Genomic DNA, 20,811 nt, shown 5'->3' with positions numbered 1-20,811 from the left:
ACCGCCATGCCCGCCTCCGCCACCCCCCTCGTGACCGCCCTCGCGCGCGAGGTCATTGCCCCCTGTCCGCGCAACAGCCCGGCCCTGATGCGCGCCGAGGCCGAAACCCTGCTGGCCAGCCTGCCCAACTGGACGCTGTCGCCGGACGGCACGCTGCTGCTGCGATCGTATGTCCTGCCGGACTTCGCCAATGCCTATGCCCTGGTCGAGCGCATCGCCGCCCTGGCGGAAGCCGCCGACCACCATCCGGACATCGCCTTCGGCTGGGGGTATGTGCGGCTGACGCTGCAAACCCATGCCATCGGCGGCCTGCATCGCAACGATTTCATCATGGCGGCGCGGATCGAGACGCTGCCCCACTGACCAGGCCAGACCGCTCCCACAAGGCGCGCACCGCGGCGATGCCGTCCGTCACCGCCAGCGCGGCCGCCAGCGCGCGGCGGCCGGCCTGAGCATCCACCAGCACCGGGGCGCCATCCAGGCAGGCGGCGGCGAAGGCCGCATGCTCGGCGGCAAGGGTGTCGTGGTCGGTCCAACTGACGGCCTCGCGCCGGAAGCCGCCGGTGCCGGGCAGGGGCAGGCCCTTGTCGCGCCCGATCATCGTCAGTTCGCGCTTCACGAAATCGGCCGAGAGATAGCCTTCCTCGGAAAACAGGCGCATCCGCCGTTCGGTCTTCAGCGAGATCCGGCTGGCGGTGATGGTGGCGACGCAGCCATTGGCGAAGCGGACCCGGGCATTGGCGATGTCCTCGTGCGGCGAACTGACCGCCGCCCCCAGGGCGTCGACATCCACGATCTCGCTGTCCACGATCGCCAGCACCAGGTCCAGATCGTGGATCATCAGGTCGAGGATCACCGAGACATCGGTGCCGCGCGGCTTGAAGGGGGCGATGCGGGTCGCCTCGATATAGAGGGGGCGCGTGATCCGCCCGGCAATCGCGTCGTGTTCGGCCGAATAGCGCAGCAGATGCCCGACCTGGAGCACCAGGCCCGTGCCGGCGGCCAGGGCGGCTAGGCGGTCGGCCTGTTCGAGGGTCGAGGCGATCGGCTTTTCGACCAGCACGTGGCGGCCGGCGCGCAGCGCACGGTCGGCCAGGGCGAAATGATGTTCGGCCGGGGCCGCGATCACGACCGCTTCGCAGCACGCCAGAAGATCGTCCAGCGCCAGAGCGGGGGCGCCGCCGGCCTCGACGCCGACGGCGGCTGCCCGCGCGTGATCGGGATCGTGGAGGCCCACCAGGCTCTCGCGCGGCGATGCCGCCGCCTTCAGCGCGTGGAACCGTCCGAAATGGCCGGCACCGATGACGCCCACCCGCAATTGCCGCGCCGCGACATCCCGTCCCGCTCCGCCACCGAACAGCCCCGCCATCATGTCCTCTCCGCATCCAGGATGACGAAGGGTTAGAGCACCCTGACCCGATCGGCCAGTGGCGCCGGGTATATGTTCCCTTTTTGTTCTTGAAGAGGCGAAACCGGTCTGCCATCATACCGGCCATGCCCGACCCATCCCCCATCCGCATCGGCCCCGGACTGGCGACCCGCGATGCGCCGCGCACGCTGGCCGACGCATCGTCCAGCCTGGGTGGCATCCGCCACGGGCGCGGCGCCACCCTGTCGCCGCCCGACCGCTTCGCCCGGCAGCGATCGGCGCCGGTCGATGACGGATGGGACAGTCTGGCCGGGGACGAGGCCGTGCCGCGCACCGAACTGACCTTCGAGCCGGCGCGCACCATCATCACCCGCAATAACAGCCCGGACCTGGGGTTCGACCGGTCGATCAACGCCTATCGCGGATGCGAGCATGGCTGCATCTATTGCTTCGCCCGCCCCACCCATGCCTGGATCGGCCTGTCGCCCGGACTGGATTTCGAAACCCGCCTGACCTGCAAGCCCGATGCCGCCCGCCTGCTGGAGCGGGAACTGAGCCACCCCGCCTATCGGGTGCGGCCGATCGCGCTGGGCACCAATACCGACCCTTACCAGCCCGTGGAGCGGAATCTGGGCCTGACGCGGGCCATTCTGACGGTGCTGGAGCGGTTTTCGCACCCGGTCACCATCGTCACCAAATCGGCCGGCGTGCTGCGCGACCTGGACCTGCTGGGCGCGCTGGCGGCGCGCAACCTGGTGCGCGTCAGCCTGTCGGTGACCACGCTGGACGCCGACCTGGCCCGCCGGATGGAACCGCGCGCCTCCACCCCTGCCCGGCGGCTGGATGCCATCGCCGCGCTGGCCGCCGCCGGCATACCCGTCGGGGTGCTGGCGGCGCCGATGATCCCGGCCCTGAACGACCATGAGCTGGAAGCGATTCTGGGCGCCGCCGCGACGGCCGGGGCCGGCGATGCCGGCTATGCCCTGCTGCGCCTGCCGCTGGAGGTCGCGCCGCTGTTCGAGGACTGGCTGGCGCGGCATTATCCCGACCGCGCGCGCCATGTGTTGCAGCGCATCCGCGCGGTGCGTGGCGGCGCGCTGAACGATTCGACCTTCGGCCGGCGCGGGCGGGGCCAGGGGGTGCATGCCGACCTGCTGGCCCAGCGGTTCACGCGGGCGCGGCGGGCGCTGGGCCTGACGCGGGAGCGTGCCCTGGACTGCACGCTCTTCGCCCCGCCCCCGCCGCCGCCGGAGGCGCAACTGTCGCTGTTCTGACGAATACCCGGACGAAACGGCGGGATTCGTGCCGCCAAGCCGCGCCGGGCGGTTGCATCCGGCGCGCCGGCCCGGCATGTTCCCGCGTCGCCGGCCGTCAGGCGGCATCGACACACGGAACAGGGAGCCGGCTGGGCCGGGCGTAGGGAGCACCCTTTTCAGTCATGATGTATTACAGCCGGCTCAAATTGGCCTCCATCGCCGCCGTTTGCCTTCTGGGAGTGCTGCTCTGCCTTCCCAACGCCATGCGCCAGCCCGGACCCGGCGTGCCGTGGCGCCAGATTCACCTGGGGCTCGACCTGCGCGGCGGGTCGTACCTGCTGATGCAGGTGGATATGAACAGCGTGACCGCCGACCGTCTGCGGACACTGGCCGACGGCACGCGCCAGGCGCTGCTGGGCGCGGGACTGGGCTATCGCGACGTCGCGACCGACGCGCATGCCGGCGCGGTGACCTTTACCCCGCGCGCGCCGTCCGAGACCGAGGCGGACCTGAAGGCGCTACGCGCCATGCCGATGGCGGTGCCCAATGAATTCGCCGTCGCCCAGCGGCCCGACGGTTCCATCGCCATCACGCTGTCGGCCGCCGCCATGCGCCTGCGCGCGACCGAGGCCGTCAGCCAGTCGATCGAGATCGTGCGCCGCCGCATCGACGCGACCGGCGCGGTCGACCCCGAGATCACCCGCCAGGGCGACGACCGCATCGTGGTCGAACTGCCCGGGATCAGCGACCCGGAACGTGTCAAGCACCTGCTGGGCACCACCGCCAAGATGACCTTTCACATGGTGCAGGACAGCGCGCTGGGCGGATTGCCCGGCCCCGGCGTGAGCCTGCTGCCGATGATGAACGCGCCGGACCAGAAGCTGCCGGTTGCCGACCATGTCGATGTCGATGGCTCCGACCTGACCAATGCCTCCGCCGCCATCGACCAGCAGACCGGGGAATGGGCGGTCGATTTCACCTTCGATTCCGTGGGCGCGCGGGCCTTCGCGGCCACGACCAGGGCCAATGTCGGCCGCCGCTTCGCCATCGTGCTGGACAACAAGGTGGTGCAGGCGCCGGTCATCCGCAGCGCCATCACCGGCGGAAACGGGCAGATCAGCGGCGGGTTCGACGCCCAATCGGCCACCGACCTGGCGCTGCTGCTGCGCGCCGGCGCCCTGCCCGCGCCCCTGTCGGTGATCGAGCAGCGGACCATCGGCCCGTCGCTGGGTGCTGATTCGATCCGCGCCGGCATGATCAGCCTGGGCATCGGCTTTGGCCTGGTGATCGTCTTCATGGCGCTGTTCTATGGCCGCTTCGGCTGGTACGCGAATGTCGCGCTGCTGGCCAACCTGGTGCTGATGGTAGCCATCCTGTCGCTGTTCCAGGCCACGCTGACGCTGCCCGGCATGGCCGGCATGCTGCTGACCCTGGGCATGGCGGTGGACGCCAATATCCTGATCAACGAGCGCATCCGCGAGGAAGTGGCACGCGGCCGCACGCCGCTGGCGGCGATGCAGGCGGGCTTCGAGCGCGCGACCTCCACCATCCTGGACAGCAACGCCACCGCCCTGCTGGCGCACATCATGCTGTTCGCCTTCGGCACCGGGCCGGTACAGAATTTCGCCCTGACGATCATGATCGGCATCGTCACGACGCTGTTCACCACGCTGCTGCTGTCGCGGATGCTGATGGTGCGCTGGTATGCCCGCACCCGTCCCACTGTCCTGCCGGTCTGAGGCGCCCCGCCATGTTCTCTCGCCCCCTTCTGCGCTTCGTGCCCAACGGCACCCGGATCAACTTCATGCGCGGCCGTTTCATGGGCCTTGCGACCTCCGCCGTGCTGTCGATCGCGTCCGTGATCCTGTTCCTCCATCCCGGCCTGACGCTGGGGCTGGATTTCCGCGGCGGCATCGTCGTCGAAATCCGCACCCAGGGCCCGGCCGATTTCGGCCAGGTGCGCGCGGCGCTGGCCACCCAGCATGTCGAGGCCGCCGGCGTGCAGTCCTTCGGCGCGCCCGACGACGTGCTGATCCGCCTGGACGCGCCGCCGGCGGCCAGCGCCGACCATGAGGCCCGCACCCAGGCGCTGGTCGATGCGGTGCGGCACGCGGTCGCCACGCTGCCGGGCGCCCAGGTGTTGCGCGCCGACGCCGTCGGTGCCTCGGTCTCGGCCGAACTGTTCCGCGACGGCATGCTGGCACTGGGGATCAGCCTGCTGATGATTCTGGGCTATATCTGGTTCCGCTTCGAATGGGAGTTCGCGGTCAGCGCCGTGATTACCCTGATCCTGGATTTGACCAAGACCGTCGGCTTCCTGGTCATCACGCATTTCGAGTTCGACCTGGTGATGGTCGCGGCGATCCTGACGATCCTGGGCTATTCCACCAACGACAAGGTGGTGGTCTATGACCGGGTGCGCGAGAACCTGCGCAAATACCGCACCATGCCGCTGGCCGAACTGATCGACCTGTCGATCAACGAGACGCTGAGCCGGACGCTGGGTACCTCGACCACCGTGTTCCTGGCGGCCCTGCCGCTGGCGCTGTTCGGCGCCAGCCTGTCCAGCTTCGCGTGGGTGATGCTGTTCGGGATCGTGGTCGGGACCTCGTCCTCGATCTTTATCGCGGCGCCGATTCTGCTGTTGCTGGGCGAGAAGCGTCTGCGACGGGATGCCCGCCCGCCCCGCTGACCGGCGGGGACATCGGCCCCAGGCAGGCGGCGGTCGATCCGCTGTTGGCCAGTTGGACGCAGCCCAGCATCATCTCGATCGCCATCTGTACCCGCCTTTGGCCGCCGGCCGTCGGGTGCAGCATGTTCGCGACGGTCAGTTGCCTTGCATAGAGCGTGCTGGCCACCAGGTCGCGCGCCTGGTCATGCATCAGCCTGCCATCGGACAGCCGTCCGCGGACCATGCCCTGGGCGATGAAATAGGCATCGACGCTGAGATAGGCCTGCAACGGCAGCGGCAGCCTGTCGATCGGCTGGATGGCATCGGCCGGCGGCCCGGCCCGGCACGCCGCGAGCCCGATGAATCCCGCCACGACCAGCGATACCGCCGGTCCTTGTCGTCCGACCATGTTCCGGGTTTTCGTCATCGGCGGAGCCTAAAGCACAATCGATCGTATTCAAAACCTCTCTTGCCGGGGCGAGCCATGCTGCACGGCGACCTGCTTGGTCAGCGCAGCGATGTCTGGCCGCTGCCGATACCACCCCGCACGCGCCAAGACGACGGCGCTTGCCGGCAATCCCCATCGAAAAGCGGACCCCCGTGCGGTTCCAGTTCCCGTTCGGCCAATGCGATGACGGGTTCGCATATTCCCGAGCCAAACAGCGCGCGGAAAGCGCGATCGAACTGTCCGGCCAGTCCGGCATCCGCGGCGGCAAGCAGGCGGGGCGCCCATTTGCCCGCGCCATTCCAATGGCCACGGCCGCGCAGCGCGAGTTCGACAAGCCGAGGATAGAGCATGGTGCCGATCGCCATGATCTCACCCGGACCACGCTCGCCACGCAAATCGTCGATTGCATCGGTAATTTCATACCGCAAAATGTCGCGGTGCGTGTTCTCCATGCCGGGCGCGCCCTCTGAAAGGCGTCTTGCGATATGCGCCTGCATGACCTTCCCGCGTTCGGGCGCGGGCCCGATGATCTTTCCTTCCGCGACCATGTTCAGGATGGAGGGGCGGCCACGCGCCATGTCGGCGTCGACGAACCAAGCCAGTGTTTCCTCGTCATGCACGAACGCCTCGACCGGACAGCCGTCAACGACGAAGGATTCGCGGCGCGCTGCCTCCAGCCGATCGTACACGATGACGATGTCCAGGTCGGAAAACCTTGTTCCTTCCCCACGCGGGATCGAGCCCGCGACGAAGGCGTACACGGCACCCCTGTAGCGGGATAAGATGATGGCGCAGGCAATCTCCAAGGCCTCGGCTAGTGTCCGTTTCACCCCGTCTGCCCTGTCAGTACATGTCATTTGCAGTGCTTTCCCCCGTTCCGGCGGGCCATGTGGTCGAAGCGCGTCATCACGAACGATCCGTTGGCGGTCGGGATCGTGCCAGGGGCCGGGCACGAACCTCGTCACCTCCGGATCGCGGTCCATCTCCAGGCAGAACCGGAGATCCGCCATGACGCGGGGCCGGATGACAAGCCTGCCGGTCTGAAAAGTCGGAAGGCCGGTCATGGGATTGTCACCCTCCTGCCGCGACGTGTCCGGCGCGCCGACCCGGGGCCTTATCGAAAGGCGGGGTTGGGGGAAAACCGGGCGTCCGTCCGCCATTTTTTCCAGTGTTCACGAATGGCGCCCTCGTCGTCATGTGTGGGGTCCGGCCGGTCGATCGGCGCGTTCGGCTCGATAAAGCCCCAGTACGTCATGGTCCCGCCCGCGTTCGACGCCTTGTAGGTCCATGCGGTCCAGTTGAGGCGCGCGGCATCGAATTGCCGGGTCATCATGCCGAATGCGCCGGGCCGGGCATCGAGCGCATTGAATTCGCCGATATAGCCCGGCACGTTCCATGCGGCATGGGCCCCGAAATCCCTCGCCGCGCGCAGGGCGCTGGCGGACGCGGCCACACCTTGCGCAACACCCGGATGATCGTGCGGCCAGGGATAGACGTGGCTTTCATAAACGACGTTCGTCCAGCCGAACTGGCCGGGAGGTGGCAGCATGTCGAGAGACCATGAACCGAACGTGTCCTCGATGAAGACCATGTGGTCGGGATCGGCCGACCGCACGGCGCGGTACAGGCGGTCATAGAGGCGCCAGACCTGGTCCTTGCCCGTGCCCGGCGGGGGTGCGGGCTCGTTGATCAGATCGTATCCGGCGACGGCCGGATTGCCGCGATAATGCCCGGCGATGCGCCGCCACAGCCAGGCCGTCGTCGCCTGCGCGTGGTCGTCGGCCCAGAAGCGGTTTTGCCCCGCCTCTCCCGTATCGGGATTGCCGCTCTGCCCGCCGACGACGCCATGCATGTCGATGATCGCGACGACCCCGTGCGCCCGGCAGGCGGCGATTATCCTGTCGAGGGCCGCGAACCCGTCGTCGCGCCAGCCCGAGGGCGTCGGGTTGGCGAGATCGAGGAATTGCCCCCACCAGACCGGAATGCGCACGGCGTTGAACCCCGAGCGCGCGATCTGGGCGATGTCGGCGTCGTCTATCCAGTTGTCCTGATAGACCGCGACGAGTGCCCGCGCCCGATCCGCCCCGAACCGCGCGGCCAGGACGCGCATTACGGAATAGCTGTCCTGTAGACGATGCGAGCGGTCCATCGGCGACATGAACGGCTCCATGACGAATAGACCGCCCAGGTTCATCCCACGCAGCATATGGACGTGGCCGCCGGAATCCACGATGTCGCGGCCCTGCGCGTGCAGGATGCCGGATGCCTGCGCTTGCGCGCCGGACGCGGCCTGGACCGGGCCGACTGCCAGGGAGAGGCAGAGACAGACGAAGCGTGCTGTGCGCATGGGTGATCTTCTTCCTTCTTGGCGGTCCGTGACCCCAATTCGTGTCCACTCTTGGCCGGACAGTAACGGGATCGATCGTTTTCTGCTGCAAGTGCGTACCGTCGCCCAACTCAGCAGCACGGGGCGACGGGTCAGTCGTACATAAATTTCGCTACCGGCGGCAATCGCCCGCAGCAGCGACAACGGAAGCAATTCCGCCATCGTCATGTCTCGTCCGGCGGACGGATACCGCTGCCCCCGGCGGCTTTGATACCCCGGCGAGAATCATCGCACGCGCTCCGAGAGGATCTTGCTACGGCGGCAGTCGTCGGCGTCGCGCTCGTCGCGCGACATGGTTTTCCGGATGACTGAATACGCGATCGAGTTCGATGACCGCGACTTGCGCGAGTGGGATGAGCGGGACGGCAGCATTCGCAAGAAATTCGAGAAGAAACTCGAAAAACTGCTCCTGAATCCGTACGCTCCCGGCAACGAAATCTACACGGCGGCAACCGGGCGCGTCCCGGAGACGCCAGTCGATCGGACAAATCAGCCCAGCGGCAGAAACCGCAAGAGGTAAATCTTGCGAAACCATCTGCCGGGAGATTTGCCATGACCCGCGCCGCATTATGACGAGAGAGGCGGCCTGAGTGATGACATCGGGTTTCGTCGTTTTCGCGCGGGCCATGCTGGTGGACGATGGCTGACGGGGCCGGTACCCTGTCAACTCCCGACAGGACGGGGCGTTTGCGTGACGTTCCCTGCTACCCTGATGCCAAGGATGAAATCCATGACCCAACGCGTCGCCCTCGTGACCGGCGGCAGCCGTGGAATCGGTGCCGCCATCGCCGCGAAACTGGCGGAAGACGGCTTCGACGTCGCCGTGACCTATGCCAGCAACGCCGTCGCCGCCGCCCAGCTCGTGAGCCGGGCGGAAGCCCTGGGGCGCCGGGCGGTGGCGATCCAGGCCGACGGCGCCACCATTCAGGGCAATATCGACGCGATCGGCCAGACCGTGGCGGCGCTGGGCCGGCTGGATGTGCTGGTGTGCAATGCCGGAACCTATCCGTACGGACCGATCGGCGAGATGAGCGTGGAGCAGATCGACCGGACTCTGCACCTGAACCTGCGCGCGGCGATGGTGGAAACCATGGAGGCCGTGAAGCATATGGGGGCCGGGGGCCGGCTGGTCTATATCGGCTCGGCCTTCGGCGCGCGCGCGCCCCTTGCCGGGATCTCGCTCTATTCCGCCACCAAGGCGGCGCTGGGCGGGTTTGCCCGGGGGGTGGCGCGGGACCTGGGCGGGCGGGGCATTACCGCCAACGTGGTGGAGCCCGGCCCGATCGACACCGACCTGAACCCGGCGGACGGGCAAGGGGCGGACCTCATCCGGAGCTTCACCGCCACCGGCAGCTATGGGACGGTGTCCGACATCGCGGAGATGGTGTCGTTCCTGGCCAGCCCGCGCGCCGGCTACGTCACCGGTGCCTGCATCGCCGTGGATGGCGGCCTGACGGCATGATGTCCCTGCCGCCATCCGCCAGGGCGGATGGCGGCGGCGCCCCGTCTCAGGGCGTGGTCTTCTGCGCGGCCAGCAGGTCGCGAATGTCTTCCAGCAGCACCTCGCTGCGCGGCGGCGGCGGCGGCGCGGCCGGGGTCGCCGGCTTCGCGGTCAGCCGGTTCACGACCTTGACCACCCAGAAGATGACGAAGCCGATGATGATGAACTGGATCAGCGCGTTGAGGAACAGCCCGACATTGATCGTCACCGCACCGGCCTTCTGCGCTTCGGCCAGGGTCGCCAGATGCGGCCCGCGCAGGGTGAAGAAGACGTTGGTGAAGTCGATGCCGCCGATCAGCAGCCCGATGAACGGGGTGAAGATATCCTTGACCAGGCTGTTGACGATCGCGGTGAAGGCCGCGCCGATGATGACGCCGACCGCCAGGTCGACGACGTTTCCGCGCATCAGGAAAGTGCGGAATTCCAGAAGCCATCCCGGGGTATGGATGGACGGGGCCTTGACGGACATGAAGCCTCCTTGTGCATTGCAGGCAGACGATTGATAGCAACGCGGACGATACCATATGAAAGGGAAAATGCCGTACGAGACCGTGCAGCGCGATATTTCGCGTGGCAGATAGGCGTTGATCCGGCGCGGTGCGTCATCTATACGGCCATGCAAACGCCCCCGGTCGGCATCGGCGGGCCCAGCATGAAGGTTTGATGATGAAATCCGGCATTCACCCCGACTATCACGAAATCAACGTCATCATGACCGATGGCACCGAATACAAGACCCGGTCGTGCTACGGCCAGCCCGGCGCGACGCTGCGCCTGGACATCGACCCCAAGTCGCATCCCGCGTGGACCGGCGTCCAGCGCATGCTCGACACCGGGGGCCAGGTGGCCAAGTTCAACAAGAAGTTCGGGGGCCTCGGCCGCCGCGCCAAGGCGTAAGCCCCACGGGGGCGACGCCCCCGCCGCCACGTTATCATGTTCGCGGAACCCTGCCCCTTGAACCGGGGGGCGGGGTTTCTCACATCAGGGATACGGAAACGCCATCCGGGTTTCCGCCAGCCAGGCGCCGGTCCGCTCGTCGAGGGGCCATCATCGCGCCTGCTGAATCGAACCTTGCTGTCGAGGAGGTTGACCATGACCTATGATTTCGCGCCGCTGTTCCGCACCGCCATCGGTTTCGACCGTCTGGCCCGGCTGGTGGACAATGCGGCCCAGAACCCGGCCGCGCCGTCCTATCCCCCGTACAATATCGAGAAACTGGGCGAGGACAGCTATGTCCTGACGATGGCTGTCGCGGGTTTCGGCCCCGAGGATATCGAGCTGACGGTGCAGGACAACATGCTGGTGGTGGCCGGCCGGCTGGCCAGCGCCACGCCGGAAGGCGAGGTGCTGCATCGCGGCATCGCCACGCGTGCGTTCGAGCGCCGGTTCGTGCTTGCCGACCATATCGTGGTCGACAGCGCGGACATGACCAACGGCCTGCTACGCGTCGCCGTGCGGCGCTTCGTGCCCGAGGCGCTGAAGCCGCGCCGCATTCCCGTCGGCAGCGGAGCGCCCAGGCTTCCGGCCGATGCCGCGTCGGCGCCCGCCAATGACGGCGCCACGGCAGAACACGCGGCCTGAAACGCAGGCGATCGACTGGGGCCGGATGCATGTCCGGCCCCTTTTTCGTGGAACGAACGGCCCGGGCGCCCTTGACCCCTCGCCCCGAACGGCCCCATATCCATGGTCAAGTCATTGCGCGTCTTGCAGGCACGCAGGGGTGGACCGGGTTTCGGTACGCTGACATGGAACGGGTGCCTGCGTGGCGCCACCATAGCGCAGTTAGGACCCGTTATCATGAATGCACTGCCCCTGATGCCGAAGGCCACCGCCGTGTGGCTGATCGAGAAGACGGCTTTGACCTTTACCCAGATCGCCGAATTCTGCGGCATGCATCCGCTGGAAGTCCAGGCCATCGCCGATGGCGAGGTCGCGCAGGGCATCGTCGGGTACGACCCGGTAGCCAACCATCAGGTACGCCCGGAAGACATCGCGCGGTGCGAGGCCAACCCCGACCTGCGGCTGAAAGTGCTGTCGACGCCCAACCCGATCCATCGCCGCGCCAAGGGCGCGCGCTATACCCCCGTCGCCAAGCGCAACGACCGCCCCGATGCGATCGCCTTCATCCTGCGCAACTTTCCGCAGCTTTCCGAGCCGCAGATCGTCAAGCTGCTGGGCACCACCAAGGATACCATCGCCAAGGTCCGCGACCGCCAGCATTGGAACAGCACGAACATCAAGCCGCGCGACCCGGTGATCCTGGGCCTGTGCAGCCAGACCGACCTGAATGCGATGGTCCAGGCGGCGAACGAGCGCCTGACCCGCGACGGGCAGGCCGTCCCCCTGCCGGTGGAAATCGGCGAGGAGGCCGGCTGATCGAGAGGCTGGGCGGGCATGTCATGCCCGCCCGGGCCGGTCACGCCGGATGGGAGAGCCGCTCGATCTCTTCCTTGATCCGCAGTTTCTCCACCTTCAGGCGGTGCAGGACGCCGTGATCGGGCGCGGGGCGATGGTCTTCGTCGACGATCCTGTCATCGAGGCGCGCGTGGCGCAGGCGCAGACTACGGATTCTGGGTTCGTGGGACATGATGCCTCCAGCGAGTTTGCGTTTCCGACACCCGGCAGCCTAAGCCAGCCGCGCCGGGACGGCGCATGTTAAAATCGCAGGACTGGCGGAGGTGGCCATGCGCGCCGCCCGGGGATCTCGCCATACCGGCAGGAATCGATAGAATGGACGCCGACCACCAGCCAGACGGGGTACCATGCTGACCGACCGGGACACCGTGCTTCGCAAGCTGCACGAACTGCGCAGCGAACATCGCGACCTTGATACCGTCATCAGCCGGCTGGCGCTGCATCCGATGGATCAGCTCCAGCTCCAGCGGCTGAAGAAGCGCAAGCTGCTGCTGAAGGACGAGATCGCGTGGCTGGAAAGCCACCTGATCCCCGACAGCATCGCCTGACGCCGCCGGTCCGCCGCCCCCTTCCCTCTCCGCCGTCTCGAAAGCCTGCCAGCGTGACCGATACGCCTCTCTCCCCTTCCCCCCATTCCGCCGCGCCGTCCGGGCCCCGGGTCGGGCTGATCATGGGCAGCCAGTCCGACTGGGAGACGATGCGGCATGCCGTGTCGGTGCTGGAGGCGCTGGGTGTCGCGCACGAGGTGCGGATCGTCTCGGCGCACCGCACGCCGGACCGGCTGGCCGATTATGCCCGGACCGCCGCCGGGCGCGGGCTGTCGGTCATCATCGCCGGGGCCGGCGGGGCTGCCCATCTGCCGGGCATGTGCGCGGCCTGGACCATCCTGCCGGTCCTGGGCGTACCGGTGGAATCCCACGCCCTGAAGGGGATGGACAGCCTGCTGTCGATCGTCCAGATGCCCGGCGGCGTGCCCGTGGGCACGCTGGCCATCGGCAAGGCGGGCGCGACCAATGCCGGCCTGATGGCCGCCTCGATCCTGGCGCTGAACGATGCCGCCCTGTCGGCCCGCCTGGCGGCCTGGCGCCAGGCGCAGACGGATGCGGTCGCGGACGGCCCGGCCCGATGAGCACGCCTGCCCCCCTGCCGCCCGGCGCGGTGCTGGGCATCGTCGGCGGCGGCCAGTTGGGCCGGATGTCCGCCATCGCCGCCGCTCGGCTGGGCTATCGCGCCCATATCCTGACCAGCGAGCCGGACGGCCCGGCGGCGCAGGTCGCCCATGCCGTCACCATCGGCGGCTATGACGACCCCGACACCTTGCGCCGCTTCGCGACGGCGGTGGATGTCGTGACCTTCGAATTCGAGAATGTCAGCGCCGACGGGCTGGAACTGCTGGCCGCCCTGCGGCCGGTGCGCCCGTCGGGCGATATCCTGCGCATCAGCCAGGACCGGGTGGCCGAAAAGACGTTCCTGGCCGGGGCCGGCATCCCGGTGGCGCCCTGGCGCGCGATCGGCGCGCCGGACGACCTGCCGGCCGCCCGGGCCGGGCTCGGGCTGCCCTTCATCCTCAAGACCACGCGCCTGGGCTATGACGGCAAGGGGCAGCGCCGTGTCCATCGCGACGAGGACATGCGGGACGCCTTCGACGCGCTGGCACCGCATCCGCTGGTCGCGGAGGGGATGGTCGATTTCGCCTGCGAGGTCAGCGTGATGGTCGCGCGCGGGCTGGACGGCGCGGCGGTGACTTTCGACGTGACGGAAAACCGCCATCGCGACGGCATCCTGGACCTCAGCCTCGCCCCGGCGCGCGTGCCGGAGGCGGTCAGCGAGCAGGCGCGCGCGATCGCGCTGCGCGTCGCCGCCGCGCTGGACCTGGTGGGCCTGCTGGGCGTGGAGATGTTCGTCGATCGCGACGGGCGGGTGCTGGTCAACGAGATCGCGCCGCGTCCGCACAATTCCGGCCACTGGACCATGGACGCCTGCCCGGTCGACCAGTTCGCCATGCATGTGCGCGCCGTCGCCGGCCTGCCGCTGCCGCCGGCCGTGCGGCATTCCGACGCGGTGATGAAGAACCTGGTCGGCCCCGGCGACATGGCGCTATGGCCGGCCATCCTGGCGACTCCGGGCCTGCTGCCGCACCATTACGGCAAGCAGGAGGCCCGGGCCGGCCGCAAGATGGGGCATGTCAACGTGCTGTTCCCGGCCGGCGCGCTGCCGGGGGAATTCGGGGTCGATGCCGCCCTGGGGCCGCTGGGTGGAGATTGCGGCCTGTTATAGATCGGCCTCGATCGACAGCGCCCTGATCTTGCGGTGCAGGGTCGAGCGGCTGATGCCCAGTTGCCGCGCCGCCGCGCTGACATTGCCCCGCGCCGAGGCCAGGGCGGTCTCGACCACCGCCTTTTCGGCCGCGCGGAAGCCGTCCGGACGCGGCCCCCGCTCGTCCAGAAGGCAGAATTCCAGCGCGTCGCCGTCCTTCAGGCCCATGTCCCGGCGCGCTGCATGGGTGGCCCCCACGACCCGCCGGTCGGCGTCCAGCGCCAGCAACGGGGCGGAACTGCCGTCATCCGCCCCCATCGTCACGATCATATGGCCGCGATAGAGGTCGCCGAAGCAGCGTGCCTCGATCCGCCGGGCGGCCTCGGTGATCGTGTTGCGGATCAACGCCACATCGCGGGCATCGGGATCGGGGTGGTACGAGCTGGCATCCAGCGCCCCGGCCAGGCGGCCCAGCGCGTCATAGACCGGGACCGCGGTACAGGTCAGATAGCGCAGGTTCACCCGCCAGTGCTGGTTCATATGCACCGTGACCGGCCGCTGCTCCGCCAGGCAGGTGCCGATGCCGTTGGTGCCTTCCTCGCGCTCGTCCCACCGCGCGCCGGGCCACAGGTGCCAGCGCCGGCAGCCGCGCTCGGTGTCCCGCGCCGTGCGGCGGGTCAGCACCGTGCCCGTCCGATCGGCGAGCAGGACCGCGTAGTCCATGTCGCGCACGATCGCGTGCAGCCGGTCCAGTTCGGCATCGGCGAAGCGCAGCAGCGGCCCGGCCTCGTCGCAGGACTGACGCAGTTCGAAACATGACAGCAGGTCCGACAGGCCCGACTGGGCGGGGTCGAGGGCGTAATCGCCCTCGCAGCGTTGCCAGGACGCGGCGAGCAGCGTCCGGGCGGCAGCGGCCGGAACGGGGCCGGCCATTCGGAGGGAGAGGGTCTGCGACATCATCCGTCTCTTTCGTACGGTTACGGTCGATGCCTGTTTAACCCGTCCGGTCTGTCGCAGGAACGCGACAGGCCGGACGGATGGCGTCACATATTCGTTAGGTGAATGGCAGTCTTTCTTGTCGCCGGGCGCGATCGGCGTTCCCCTCTGCACGACGGATATCGGAATTCGATATCCCCGGAATAACAGGGAAGATTTCCAATGCAGATCGCACGGGAAACATTGCTTCGCTCCTATCGCGCCATGCGTACGATCCGCGACTTCGAGGAGCGGCTGCATGTCGAATTCGCCACCGGCGAGATCCCCGGCTTCGTCCATCTCTATTGCGGCGAGGAGGCCTCGGGCGTCGGCGTCTGCGCCAACCTGACGGACAGCGACACCATTTCCAGCACGCATCGCGGCCATGGCCACTGCATCGCCAAGGGGGTCGAGGTTTCGGGCATGATGGCCGAGATCTATGGCAAGAGCACAGGCGTCTGCCGGGGCAAGGGCGGATCGATGCATATCGCCGACCTGTCGCGCGGCATGCTGGGCGCCAACGGCATCGTCGGCGGCGGGCCGCCGCTGATGTGCGGCGCCGCCCTGTCGCACAAGGTCCTGAAGGACGGCGGCGTCGCGGTCGCCTTCTATGGCGACGGCGCGTCGAACGAGGGCAGCACGCTGGAGAGCCTGAACCTGGCCACGGTGTGGAAACTGCCGGTGGTCTTCGTGGTCGAGGATAACGGTTATGGCGAGGCCACCGGGTCGTCCTTCGCCGTGGCGGGCACGCAGAAGGCGCGCGCCGAAGGGTTCGGCATGCCGTACATGGAATGCGACGGCTCGGATTTCTTCGCGGTCCACCAGACGGCCGGCGAGGCCATCGCCCATGCCCGCGCCGGCAACGGGCCGGTCATGCTGCATGTGCATCTGGCTCGCTGGTACGGCCATTTCGAAGGCGACGCCATGTCCTATCGCGCCGCCGGCGAGGTCGCCGAAGCCCGGCGCGACCATGATTGCCTGGTGCTGTTCCGCCGGAAGGTGACCGAGGCCGGCCTGCTGGACGATGCGGAACTGGACGCGATCGACGAATCGGTCCGCGACGAGATCGAAAGCTCGGTCGTCGCCGCCAAGGCGGCGCCGCTGCCCGAGGCCGCCGACCTGCTCGCCGACGTCTATGTCCGCTACTGAGCGCCCCGCCGCCCTCTCCCGCGCGCCGGAAAAGAGACCCAGACAAGAGACAATGAGACAATCATGAGCAAGAAGAGCTTTCGGCAGGCCATCAACGAGGCCCTGCGACTGGAAATGCGCCGCGATCCGCGCGTGATCCTGATGGGCGAGGACGTCGCCGGCGGCCAGGGCGGCTCGGCCGGCACGGTGGATGCCTGGGGCGGCGTGCTGGGCGTCACCAAGGGCCTGTATACGGAATTCGGTCCCGAGCGGGTGTTCGATACCCCGATCACCGAGGCATCCTATATCGGGGCCGCCGCCGGGGCCGCCGCCACGGGCCTGCGCCCGGTGGCCGAACTGATGTTCGTCGATTTCGTCGGGTGCTGCCTGGACCAGATCATGAACCAGGCCGCCAAGTTCCGCTACATGTTCGGCGGCAAGGCCCGCACGCCGCTGGTGATCCGCGCCATGTTCGGCGCCGGCTTCAACGCGGCCGCCCAGCACAGCCAGGCGCTGTATCCGCTGTTCACGCATATTCCGGGCCTGAAGGTCGTCATCCCGTCCTCGCCCTACGAGGCCAAAGGCCTGCTGATCGAGGCGATCCGCGATGACGACCCGGTGATCTTCCTGGAACACAAAGTGATGTACGACGACGAGGAGGAGGTGCCCGACGAGGCCTATACCATCCCGTTCGGCGAGGCGAACCTGACGCGCGAGGGCGACGACGTGACCATCGTGGCCTTCGGCCGGATGGTGAAGCTGGCGAACGAGGCGGCCGACCGGCTGGAACGCCAGGGCATCGGTTGCACCGTGATCGACCCCCGCACCACCTCGCCGCTGGACCGCGACACCATCCTGGACTGCGTGGCCGATACCGGGCGGCTGGTGATCGTCGATGAATCCAGCCCGCGCTGCAACATGGCCGCCGATATCTCGGCCCTGGTGGCGGAGGAGGCGTTCGACGCCCTGAAGGCGCCGATCCGCCGGGTGATCCCGCCCCATACGCCGGTGCCCTTCGCGTCGGTGCTGGAGGCGCTGTACCTGCCCGACGCCGCGAAGATCGAGGCGGCCGTGAAGGCCGTCATGAACCATAACGTCACCGAGGCGGCCTGAACCATGAATGCTTCCATCACCCCCATCACCATGCCCAAATTCGGTCTGGCGATGACCGAGGGCAAGCTGGCCGGCTGGATGGTGCGCCCCGGCGCGACCGTGCGCGCGGGCGACGACCTGGCCGACATCGAGACCAGCAAGATCACCAACGCCTATGAGAGCCCGGCGGCCGGCATCCTGCGCCGGCAGGTGGCGCAGGAAGGCGAGACGCTGGCGGTCGGCGCGCTGATCGGCGTGCTGGCCGACGCCGAGGCCACCGACGCGGAGATCGATGCCTTTATCGCGCGGTTCAACGCCGAATTCTCGGCCGGGTCGGCCGAGGACGCCGAGGAGGCGCCGCCCGAGCCGAGCGTGATCGACGTCAAGGGCCGCGCGCTGCGGGTGCTGGATATCGGGCATGGCGATGGCGACCCGATCGTGCTGATCCACGGCTTTGGCGGCGATATCGGCAACTGGCTGTTCAACCATGCCGCCCTGGCGGAAGGCCGGCGCGTCATTGCCTTCGACCTGCCCGGCCATGGTGGGTCGGGCAAGGATGTCGGGGACGGAACGCTGGCGTTCTTCTCCACGGTGGTGGTCGACCTGCTGGACACGCTGGGCATCGACCGTGCCCATCTGGTGGGCCACTCGCTGGGCGGCGGCGTCGCGCTGACCACCGTGAAGAACGCGCCGTCGCGCGTGGCCTCGCTGGCCCTGCTGGCGCCGGCCGGGCTGGGTCCGGACGTCAACATGGCCTTCATCGACGGGTTCATCACCGCCGACCGGCAGAAGACGCTGATCCCGGTCCTGTCCTATCTGGTCCATGACAAGGGGCTGATCGGCCGCAAGATGGCGGACGACGTGCTGCGCTACAAGCGGCTGGACGGTGCCGTCGATGCCCTGCGCCGGGTCGCGGCGGCGAATTTCGCCGATGGAAAGCAGACCGACACCCTGCGGCCGGTGCTGGAGAGCGCGCCGCCGACCCTGATCATCTGGGGCAAGGACGACGAGATCCTGCCCGCCAGCCACGCGGCGGGCCTGCCGGAGGCGGTTACGGTGGTGATCCTGCCCGACACCGGCCATATGCCGCAGATGGAGCGGTCGGACGACGTCAACGGCCGGATCCGGGCCTTTCTGGCACGCTGAGGCTGGACGGCCGGGCGTTGCCCCCTGGGGCGGCGCCCGGTCACGGCACTGACGGATAACAGGCGGAAACCGACAGCGACGGCGACACGAACGGGAAGGACAGGCCGGACCAGAGGTCCGACCGGATGCGGACGATGACGAACCATCCGCCCTGGATGGACACGCCGTGGCAGGACGGGGCGCTATCATCCACCGACAGGGCCGCGACCGCGCCCGGCAGCGCCCAGTCCGCCGCCTGGGCCGAGGCGAAGGCGAGCGGATCGTCGCGGCACGGACCCACGGCCACGCAGCGGGCCGTCAGGTCGGCCGTCATTTGCAGGCAGTCGCGGGTCCACCATTGCAGCCCCAGTTCGATCCCGCCCACCAGCATCATCAGGAGAACGCCGGCCACGAGGGCGAATTCGATGGCGGCCGCCGCGCGCCCGTCGCGTGCCAGGCCGCGCCCGTGCTTCATTGCAGCCTGACCGTCGCCGCCCCGGTCAGGTCCGTCGGCGCCACCATCGCATAGACCGGCATCAGCGGGCTGTAGCTGTAGGAGGCCGCGATGGACATGTAGGTGCCGGGGCTGGTCCCGTCGGCGCAGGTTCCGTCCGCCGGGACCGCGACCAGGCGGCTGACCGGTCCCGGCTGGATGCAGTTCGTGGTGGCGGAACCGACCGTGGCCCGCATCCCCGGCAGGCCGCCGATGGCCAGCACCACGTTCCGGACCGCGCCGGGCGAGAGCGACGCCTGCGTGCCCGACTCGTTCTGCTCCACCGCGAAGGCATAATGCGCCCCGCCTTCGACCGCCGAGAGCACGACCATCCGATACCAGAAGGCCAGCGGGAAATCCGCCAGCGCCGCGAGCATGGCCAGCAGGACCGGGGTGACCAGGGCGAATTCCAGCAGGGCCACGCCGGCCCCGCGCCGGCGATTGTGGACCTCGCTCATTCCACCAGGCTCGCGACGCCCGGCAGGTCGGGGATCGGCGTCATGCCCGGCGCCTGACAGTCGGCATCGGCGAAGCCGGCGCCGCCGGGAAGCGTTATCGAGGCGGCGACGGCATAGAGGCAATCGCCCGCCGCCGCGTTGTCGCCGTCGAGGACCAGGCTGGCCCGTGGGGCGTACAGCGTGCCGGTCAAAACGGTGGCCGCCCCGCCGGCGAGCTGGAACAGCCCGCCGGTCGCGGCGAACAGCAGCCCGGCGGCGGGACCCGTGGCGGGCGCCGCCAGATGGAGCGCGGCATTACCGTCGATGGTGACGTTGCCGTTGACGATGAACGTCACCCCCGTCCCGGTCAGCGTCGTGCCCGCATGCACGCTGAAATCTCCGTCGATGTCGTAGATGCCGGGGGCCAGCGTATATGACCCGGCATCGGGCGGCCACGCATAGGCCGCCCCGGCCGGGGGCGGCGTCAGCATCGTCTGCCCCCGCGGCAGGCCGACGGTGCGGGACGGGACGGCCAGCAGCGGACCATAGAGAGCCGCATAGGGATCGGCCGCCTGCGCCGCGTATTGGATGCAGGTCAGCGCCGGGCAGACATCGTTGCCCTCCGGCCCGATCGTGCCGCCCGCGACCAGGTTCGCGACATCGACGGCGGAAACCGCGCCCAGGGTCATGGTGCCGTTGGCGCGCAGGTCGCACCCGGCCATCCGCAGGCTGGCGCCGTCGTCCAGAACCGTTTCGCCCGCGCCGGACAGGGCGAGGAGGCAGGCATGGCCGCCATGGGCGCGCGGCAGGAGCCGCGCCACCGCGCGGGCCGCGACCGGCTGGGTGCCCGAGGTCAGGAACAGGGCACTGAACAGGCGCGGCACGGTCTTGACGATCGTGACCGCGAGGGTGGCCGGCGCGATGAACGTGATGGTCGCCGCGTAGGCCCCCGCCGTGTCGGTCAGGGTCGTCGCGCCGTCCCCGCCCCGGAGTCCGGCCGGCAGGCCGTTCAGCTCGGCCACCGACGCCGCGACGTTCAGCGCCTCGGACGCCTGGCCGCCGGCCCCGTAGCGCGCGACGCCCGCCAGGGCCGCGAGATCGGCGATGCGCTGCACCTCCTGGCGCGTCATCGCCCAGTAGGCGATATCGATCCCGAGGCCCAGCACGGCCAGCAGCGCCGGCAGGGCCAGCGCGACCAGCAGCGTCACCGATCCGCGCGATCGCCTGCCGCCCTTGCCCCTGCCCCTGGTCACCTCGCC

Annotated in this window: 25 protein-coding genes; 15 read left to right on the top strand and 10 right to left on the bottom strand. The window is 68.7% G+C overall.

Annotated elements, in window-relative coordinates; translation table 11 throughout:
* The first annotated feature begins 6 nt into the window (after positions 1–6).
* Positions 7–363 carry a 4a-hydroxytetrahydrobiopterin dehydratase gene (locus HLH48_RS11895; protein ID WP_182997726.1) on the top strand — a complete coding sequence of 119 codons (357 nt, stop codon included), beginning with the start codon at positions 7–9 and terminating at the stop codon, positions 361–363.
* Here the strand turns inward: HLH48_RS11895 and HLH48_RS11890 are convergent.
* Positions 329–1,369 (bottom strand): Gfo/Idh/MocA family protein, encoded by a 1,041-nt coding sequence (locus HLH48_RS11890; RefSeq protein WP_182997779.1) that lies wholly within the window; start codon positions 1,367–1,369, stop codon positions 329–331. The genes HLH48_RS11895 and HLH48_RS11890 overlap by 35 nt on opposite strands.
* Positions 1,370–1,494: 125 nt before the next feature.
* Here HLH48_RS11890 and HLH48_RS11885 point away from each other — a divergent pair, with 125 nt between their 5' ends.
* The 3 genes from HLH48_RS11885 to secF all read left to right on the top strand — a co-directional run bounded on the left by HLH48_RS11885 (position 1,495) and on the right by secF (position 5,317).
* On the top strand, positions 1,495–2,643 hold the full coding sequence (locus HLH48_RS11885; protein ID WP_182997725.1) for a PA0069 family radical SAM protein: 1,149 nt from the start codon (positions 1,495–1,497) through the stop codon (positions 2,641–2,643).
* A gap of 164 nt (positions 2,644–2,807) precedes the next feature.
* A complete protein-coding gene (secD, locus tag HLH48_RS11880; protein ID WP_182997724.1) occupies positions 2,808–4,364 on the top strand; it encodes a protein translocase subunit SecD in 1,557 nt (518 codons plus the stop codon).
* 11 nt (positions 4,365–4,375) lie between these two features.
* Positions 4,376–5,317, top strand: coding sequence for a protein translocase subunit SecF (secF, locus tag HLH48_RS11875; protein ID WP_182997723.1), 942 nt, complete (start codon positions 4,376–4,378; stop codon positions 5,315–5,317).
* Here the strand turns inward: secF and HLH48_RS11870 are convergent.
* The 3 genes from HLH48_RS11870 to HLH48_RS11860 all read right to left on the bottom strand — a co-directional run bounded on the left by HLH48_RS11870 (position 5,247) and on the right by HLH48_RS11860 (position 8,091).
* Positions 5,247–5,723, bottom strand: coding sequence for a hypothetical protein (locus HLH48_RS11870; protein ID WP_182997722.1), 477 nt, complete (start codon positions 5,721–5,723; stop codon positions 5,247–5,249). The genes secF and HLH48_RS11870 overlap by 71 nt on opposite strands.
* Before the next feature lie 80 nt (positions 5,724–5,803).
* Positions 5,804–6,808 (bottom strand): nucleotidyltransferase domain-containing protein, encoded by a 1,005-nt coding sequence (locus tag HLH48_RS11865; protein ID WP_246387270.1) that lies wholly within the window; start codon positions 6,806–6,808, stop codon positions 5,804–5,806.
* Positions 6,809–6,858: 50 nt separating this feature from the next.
* A complete protein-coding gene (locus HLH48_RS11860; RefSeq protein WP_182997721.1) occupies positions 6,859–8,091 on the bottom strand; it encodes a glycoside hydrolase family 5 protein in 1,233 nt (410 codons plus the stop codon).
* A gap of 343 nt (positions 8,092–8,434) precedes the next feature.
* Between HLH48_RS11860 and HLH48_RS11855 the strand changes: the two genes are divergently transcribed.
* Positions 8,435–8,650: an addiction module toxin RelE gene (locus HLH48_RS11855; protein WP_182997720.1), complete on the top strand. Its 216-nt coding sequence runs from the start codon at positions 8,435–8,437 to the stop codon at positions 8,648–8,650.
* Between the two features lie 210 nt (positions 8,651–8,860).
* Positions 8,861–9,592 (top strand): SDR family NAD(P)-dependent oxidoreductase, encoded by a 732-nt coding sequence (locus tag HLH48_RS11850; protein ID WP_182997719.1) that lies wholly within the window; start codon positions 8,861–8,863, stop codon positions 9,590–9,592.
* Positions 9,593–9,638: 46 nt separating this feature from the next.
* Here the strand turns inward: HLH48_RS11850 and mscL are convergent, their stop codons facing one another.
* Positions 9,639–10,100: a large conductance mechanosensitive channel protein MscL gene (mscL, locus tag HLH48_RS11845; RefSeq protein WP_182997718.1), complete on the bottom strand. Its 462-nt coding sequence runs from the start codon at positions 10,098–10,100 to the stop codon at positions 9,639–9,641.
* Between the two features lie 197 nt (positions 10,101–10,297).
* Here mscL and rpmE point away from each other — a divergent pair, with 197 nt between their 5' ends.
* From rpmE to HLH48_RS11830, 3 genes are all read left to right on the top strand, one after another.
* Positions 10,298–10,528 carry a 50S ribosomal protein L31 gene (gene rpmE / locus HLH48_RS11840; protein WP_114726912.1) on the top strand — a complete coding sequence of 77 codons (231 nt, stop codon included), beginning with the start codon at positions 10,298–10,300 and terminating at the stop codon, positions 10,526–10,528.
* Between the two features lie 195 nt (positions 10,529–10,723).
* Complete coding sequence (locus HLH48_RS11835; RefSeq protein ID WP_182997717.1) at positions 10,724–11,212, top strand: Hsp20 family protein; 489 nt, start codon at positions 10,724–10,726, stop codon at positions 11,210–11,212.
* Positions 11,213–11,428: 216 nt separating this feature from the next.
* Entirely contained in the window at positions 11,429–12,007 is a 579-nt protein-coding gene (locus HLH48_RS11830) for a DUF1013 domain-containing protein (RefSeq protein ID WP_182997716.1), read from the top strand.
* Between the two features lie 40 nt (positions 12,008–12,047).
* On the opposite strand, the gene HLH48_RS11825 is transcribed toward HLH48_RS11830, so the two are convergent.
* Positions 12,048–12,218 carry a YdcH family protein gene (locus HLH48_RS11825; protein ID WP_182997715.1) on the bottom strand — a complete coding sequence of 57 codons (171 nt, stop codon included), beginning with the start codon at positions 12,216–12,218 and terminating at the stop codon, positions 12,048–12,050.
* A gap of 175 nt (positions 12,219–12,393) precedes the next feature.
* Here HLH48_RS11825 and HLH48_RS11820 point away from each other — a divergent pair, with 175 nt between their 5' ends.
* Genes HLH48_RS11820 through HLH48_RS11810 form a run of 3 tightly spaced genes read left to right on the top strand, consistent with a single transcriptional unit; the run spans position 12,394 to position 14,323 of the window.
* Positions 12,394–12,594 carry a DUF465 domain-containing protein gene (locus HLH48_RS11820; RefSeq protein ID WP_182948433.1) on the top strand — a complete coding sequence of 67 codons (201 nt, stop codon included), beginning with the start codon at positions 12,394–12,396 and terminating at the stop codon, positions 12,592–12,594.
* Between the two features lie 53 nt (positions 12,595–12,647).
* Positions 12,648–13,175: a 5-(carboxyamino)imidazole ribonucleotide mutase gene (gene purE, locus HLH48_RS11815; protein WP_264813024.1), complete on the top strand. Its 528-nt coding sequence runs from the start codon at positions 12,648–12,650 to the stop codon at positions 13,173–13,175.
* Positions 13,172–14,323: a 5-(carboxyamino)imidazole ribonucleotide synthase gene (locus HLH48_RS11810; RefSeq protein WP_182997714.1), complete on the top strand. Its 1,152-nt coding sequence runs from the start codon at positions 13,172–13,174 to the stop codon at positions 14,321–14,323. Before purE ends, HLH48_RS11810 begins: the two co-directional genes overlap by 4 nt.
* On the opposite strand, the gene HLH48_RS11805 is transcribed toward HLH48_RS11810, so the two are convergent.
* The gene (locus HLH48_RS11805; RefSeq protein WP_182997713.1) at positions 14,318–15,262 is read right to left on the bottom strand and encodes a helix-turn-helix domain-containing protein; all 945 of its coding nucleotides are present in this window, start codon (positions 15,260–15,262) and stop codon (positions 14,318–14,320) included. The two genes, HLH48_RS11810 and HLH48_RS11805, sit on opposite strands and share 6 nt — an antisense overlap.
* 198 nt (positions 15,263–15,460) lie before the next feature.
* Here HLH48_RS11805 and HLH48_RS11800 point away from each other — a divergent pair, with 198 nt between their 5' ends.
* The 3 genes from HLH48_RS11800 (at position 15,461) to HLH48_RS11790 (ending at position 18,643) form a co-directional block, all read left to right on the top strand.
* Complete coding sequence (locus HLH48_RS11800; protein WP_182997712.1) at positions 15,461–16,426, top strand: thiamine pyrophosphate-dependent dehydrogenase E1 component subunit alpha; 966 nt, start codon at positions 15,461–15,463, stop codon at positions 16,424–16,426.
* A gap of 63 nt (positions 16,427–16,489) precedes the next feature.
* A complete protein-coding gene (locus HLH48_RS11795; protein ID WP_182997711.1) occupies positions 16,490–17,518 on the top strand; it encodes an alpha-ketoacid dehydrogenase subunit beta in 1,029 nt (342 codons plus the stop codon).
* 3 nt (positions 17,519–17,521) lie between these two features.
* Positions 17,522–18,643, top strand: a complete 1,122-nt coding sequence (locus tag HLH48_RS11790; RefSeq protein WP_182997710.1) for an acetoin dehydrogenase dihydrolipoyllysine-residue acetyltransferase subunit — start codon at positions 17,522–17,524, stop codon at positions 18,641–18,643.
* 40 nt (positions 18,644–18,683) lie between these two features.
* On the opposite strand, the gene HLH48_RS11785 is transcribed toward HLH48_RS11790, so the two are convergent.
* From HLH48_RS11785 to HLH48_RS11775, 3 genes are read right to left on the bottom strand one after another with little or no spacing between them, the layout of a single operon-like run.
* On the bottom strand, positions 18,684–19,097 hold the full coding sequence (locus HLH48_RS11785) for a TadE/TadG family type IV pilus assembly protein (protein WP_182997709.1): 414 nt from the start codon (positions 19,095–19,097) through the stop codon (positions 18,684–18,686).
* On the bottom strand, positions 19,094–19,573 hold the full coding sequence (locus HLH48_RS11780; protein WP_182997708.1) for a TadE/TadG family type IV pilus assembly protein: 480 nt from the start codon (positions 19,571–19,573) through the stop codon (positions 19,094–19,096). Before HLH48_RS11780 ends, HLH48_RS11785 begins: the two co-directional genes overlap by 4 nt.
* Positions 19,570–20,805 carry a pilus assembly protein TadG-related protein gene (locus HLH48_RS11775; protein ID WP_182997707.1) on the bottom strand — a complete coding sequence of 412 codons (1,236 nt, stop codon included), beginning with the start codon at positions 20,803–20,805 and terminating at the stop codon, positions 19,570–19,572. Before HLH48_RS11775 ends, HLH48_RS11780 begins: the two co-directional genes overlap by 4 nt.
* Between the last annotated feature and the right edge of the window lie 6 nt (positions 20,806–20,811).

It is taken from the genome of Gluconacetobacter sacchari, from assembly GCF_014174255.1.
Taxonomy (GTDB): domain Bacteria; phylum Pseudomonadota; class Alphaproteobacteria; order Acetobacterales; family Acetobacteraceae; genus Gluconacetobacter; species Gluconacetobacter sacchari.
The sequence above is the reverse complement of the archived record's forward strand: the minus strand, read 5'-3'. Positions and strand labels throughout refer to the sequence as shown.